This is a genomic window from Paracoccus sulfuroxidans (assembly GCF_007830335.1).
Taxonomy (GTDB): Bacteria; Pseudomonadota; Alphaproteobacteria; order Rhodobacterales; family Rhodobacteraceae; genus Paracoccus; species Paracoccus sulfuroxidans.
Genome location: NZ_VLKU01000024.1, coordinates 1 through 2,969 on the forward strand (window position 1 = coordinate 1; position 2,969 = coordinate 2,969).

At 59.0% G+C, this 2,969-nt stretch carries 7 protein-coding genes; 1 reads left to right on the top strand and 6 read right to left on the bottom strand.

Annotation, left to right across the window (positions count from 1 at the left end):
• The 6 genes from IQ24_RS20020 to IQ24_RS20630 form a co-directional block, all read right to left on the bottom strand.
• A partial coding sequence (locus tag IQ24_RS20020; RefSeq protein ID WP_145400157.1) for a GapR family DNA-binding domain-containing protein occupies positions 1 to 194 on the bottom strand: 194 nt, incomplete at its 3' end.
• A gap of 138 nt (positions 195 to 332) precedes the next feature.
• Positions 333 to 587 carry an Acb2/Tad1 domain-containing protein gene (locus IQ24_RS20025; RefSeq protein ID WP_145400147.1) on the bottom strand — a complete coding sequence of 85 codons (255 nt, stop codon included), beginning with the start codon at positions 585 to 587 and terminating at the stop codon, positions 333 to 335.
• Between the two features lie 89 nt (positions 588 to 676).
• On the bottom strand, positions 677 to 922 hold the full coding sequence (locus IQ24_RS20030; protein ID WP_145400148.1) for a hypothetical protein: 246 nt from the start codon (positions 920 to 922) through the stop codon (positions 677 to 679).
• Complete coding sequence (locus tag IQ24_RS20035; RefSeq protein ID WP_145400150.1) at positions 919 to 1,161, bottom strand: hypothetical protein; 243 nt, start codon at positions 1,159 to 1,161, stop codon at positions 919 to 921. Before IQ24_RS20035 ends, IQ24_RS20030 begins: the two co-directional genes overlap by 4 nt.
• Before the next feature lie 250 nt (positions 1,162 to 1,411).
• Positions 1,412 to 2,002: a hypothetical protein gene (locus tag IQ24_RS20040; RefSeq protein ID WP_145400152.1), complete on the bottom strand. Its 591-nt coding sequence runs from the start codon at positions 2,000 to 2,002 to the stop codon at positions 1,412 to 1,414.
• A gap of 199 nt (positions 2,003 to 2,201) precedes the next feature.
• The gene (locus IQ24_RS20630; protein WP_145400154.1) at positions 2,202 to 2,546 is read right to left on the bottom strand and encodes a helix-turn-helix domain-containing protein; all 345 of its coding nucleotides are present in this window, start codon (positions 2,544 to 2,546) and stop codon (positions 2,202 to 2,204) included.
• Between the two features lie 37 nt (positions 2,547 to 2,583).
• Here IQ24_RS20630 and IQ24_RS20050 point away from each other — a divergent pair, with 37 nt between their 5' ends.
• Positions 2,584 to 2,844 carry a hypothetical protein gene (locus IQ24_RS20050; protein WP_145400155.1) on the top strand — a complete coding sequence of 87 codons (261 nt, stop codon included), beginning with the start codon at positions 2,584 to 2,586 and terminating at the stop codon, positions 2,842 to 2,844.
• Positions 2,845 to 2,969: the final 125 nt, after the last annotated feature.

The window sequence follows — 2,969 nt, forward strand, 5'->3', positions numbered from 1 at the left end:
GCTTTGGCCTCACCCATCAGCTCCTTCTGCTGATCGGCGATGTCCTTCTTCTCCGCATCAAGCTGCTCGTATTGCTCGATGAACTGACGCAGCTCGGCAGCGGCGATCCCATATGCGTTGTCGCCTTGCTGTTTCTCTTCGGGCGTCTCCTTCACCGGCGCGGCCTTGCGACGTTTCCGGTCCGCGGCGCGCATGATTGCGGCATCGCCGCTTCTGGTTGAGGGCGGGAGGCGGTCGGGCATGCCGTCGAAACTGACCTGAATGTCCATGTTGTGGTCCTTGCATTGCAGACGCTCGGGATGCTGGCCCACGCGGGGCCAGTCACCGGAACGTCAGGCGGTGATGTGGCGCACGGCGCGCATCACGGCATCTTCAATGTGAGTGTTGGCCAGCGAGAGGTCGCGCGATGCCAAGCGGTCGCCCGAAGGATCGGTCCCGCCGATTTCGTGCAGCTTGGCAATGAGGGCCGCGCCCATGTCCTTGACCTGCTGCATCTGTGACTTCTCGGCATCCGAGAGGGTCCGATAGGAGTGTCTCACCGCGTTGTTGGCGGTGCGCTGGTCGGACGTGCTGTCGATGGTGTTCATGGTGAAAGCCTTACGGGAATGCCCGGAGCCGCCGGGCGCGGATCAAGAAAATGCCCCCGGCCCGAGCAGAAGCCGGGGGCCAGTGCGGCTCAGCGGGACAGGCGCGTCGTGCTGAGCGCTTTTGCGTTGGGACCTTGTGCCTGCGAAACGTGCGGCCGGGTCCGGGCCGCTGCCGTTACCGCGCGAATGTCACTGGCGAGGCTGGAGTTGCCGATCTGGGGCAGCTCGGCCAGCACCCGGCGCAGCAAGGCATGCATAGTCAGATTCTCTTGCATGAGCGTCGGCAGCTGCGCGGTGAATTCCTGACCCATCAGGTTGATCGGCGAGGGTTTCATGGTGCGGCACGCTCTGACAGGGCGACCCAGCCGCCGTCCCGCGATTGTGCGGCTGTGGGGGCGACGAAATCGCGAACCTCAGACCAGCTCAGCGTTGCGGACAGGATGTGCCAGATCACCATCAGCAGGATCGCAGCGGCAATGACCGAGGTGGCCAGCAGCGCGCCGCGCATGATGCTGATCAGCAGGCGCGGAATGGCGGCGGGCGCTGCGGAAACGGTGAGGGCAGGGGGGTGCATGTGCGGGCTCCATCCGGGTGGGGATGGGCCAACGGTAATGGAAGATAATTCCATTGCCAACTATAAAATGGATAAAACATCCATTTATAGGGCTGGTTGATGATTCGCGCCTGCTATCCAGCGATCGTTGTGAGGCAAGCGCTCGGTCGTGCACGCAGCGCGATTGTTCACGAAAAAGCCCGCCTAGGGGCGGGCGAGATTAGGCCGAGGGTCACGCGGGTTGCGGCCTAGTATTGATGGTCAGCTTCGCTCATCGGCGCACAGGCGGAACGATTTTACGCCGTTCACTCGGAGCATTGCTGCGGCGCAAGGGCGGCTCGTTGCTGCGGCGCGCGCTATGATCTGTGTTGTGGCGCGAGACAGGCTCGTAATAGTCGCGCGTTGCTGATCCTCGGTAGCGCTCAATCACAATGACTTCACGTTGCCCGCCCAGGGCAAGTACGACCCCAATAATCACAAAAATCGCACCTGCGATCAGGCCTACGAATGTGGCAATGCCCGTTGCTGCCATACCCGCAAGGCCTGCACCGATTACGGCAGCTGCCTGATCATTTTCGGGGGCACTGGTGATCAGTTCATTCGCCACGCGGCCAGTTAAAAGGAGCGTTGAAATTGGCAGAGCAAGGAAGCACACCCCAAGCATCAGGAAGCCTCGTCCAAACGCGCGGCGGATGGTCGGCGCGAAGAATCCGAGTGCAGCCATGATGGCAGCCAGCGCCCAGATCGAGATGACTGCATTCTTGTCTGTTTGCTGCAAAAATGCCGCGAGAGCAGGAGAGAGCACGATCGCGCTAAGAATCCCAAAAACTGCCCCGATCAAGCCTTGGATGATAGCAGACATGGTGCCTTCCTTCTTGTTGTGGGCGGGCAGCGAAACTGAGCGGCTGCTAGAACTCATCTATGGGTTGATGCATCGGCGGACGATTGCCTAAGGTTCTCTAAATGTTCTGGTGAGTCGGAGGGGAAATGGAGGGATACGATTGGGGCGAACGATTTCTATTCTGGCTTGCGGATCGTTCGGGGCGGTCATTAGACACCCTCTACGCGTCGCGACCGGTTAGGTTCGTAATGATGCTGCTTGCAAAACTTGGGGGCAGTTTCTCTAAGGTTCCTCGGTAAAGGTAGTCCATTGATACGCCCCACCGCACGGATACCGCATATCCCATCTCGACTTTCAGTGCCTTCTCACCCTTGATGATCTTAGAATAGCTGCTCGGATCAATCCCGCAGGACTCTGCAAAGACCCCCTTCTCGAGGCCTGTCGCTGTTCTGAGGGCGTCGAGGCGAGAGCCTATCCCCTCATGATCCATTTTCGGCATTGGCGCTTTACCCATGGGGCAGATCATCACCAAAATGGAGAAAACGCCAATTGATGTTTCTTCCATCTTGCATAATGGAAGAATTATCCATTAATGATGGGCTATGGAACATCGTACGCCCATTTATAAGCTGGTTGCACTCTGGCCCTGCCGCGCTGATTTGGCGGCGGATCTGTCGACGATTACAGGAGCAAAGGTATCCGTCGATAGAGTGCACAAGTGGGCAAAATGTGGCGCGGTTCCATCGAGTATGCAGGCTCATTTTCTGAGAGCGGCCCAGAAACGAGGCTTTGATCTGACAGCTGAAGAAGTGTTGGACATTCATGCCGCGCCGACCTTCCAACCTCCCGAGGACGCAGCATGAGCCTTCGCCCTGCTGCGTCCTCTTCTCGTGCTGATGATCGTCCTTCCACACGAGGACACAACAGCACGGGATCATCTGAAATGTCTTTCCGAAAATGCGGGGGCGAAGAGGCGGAGCGCGCCTGG

Bases quoted from the DNA above. Each gene is read 5' to 3' on its own strand.
- IQ24_RS20040 (WP_145400152.1), bottom strand. From the start codon at position 2,002: ATGTCTGCTATCATCCAAGGCTTGATCGGGGCAGTTTTTGGGATTCTT.
- IQ24_RS20025 (WP_145400147.1), bottom strand. From the start codon at position 587: ATGAACACCATCGACAGCACGTCCGACCAGCGCACCGCCAACAACGCG.
- IQ24_RS20630 (WP_145400154.1), bottom strand. From the start codon at position 2,546: ATGGAAGAAACATCAATTGGCGTTTTCTCCATTTTGGTGATGATCTGC.
- IQ24_RS20050 (WP_145400155.1), top strand. From the start codon at position 2,584: ATGGAACATCGTACGCCCATTTATAAGCTGGTTGCACTCTGGCCCTGC.
- IQ24_RS20035 (WP_145400150.1), bottom strand. From the start codon at position 1,161: ATGCACCCCCCTGCCCTCACCGTTTCCGCAGCGCCCGCCGCCATTCCG.
- IQ24_RS20030 (WP_145400148.1), bottom strand. From the start codon at position 922: ATGAAACCCTCGCCGATCAACCTGATGGGTCAGGAATTCACCGCGCAG.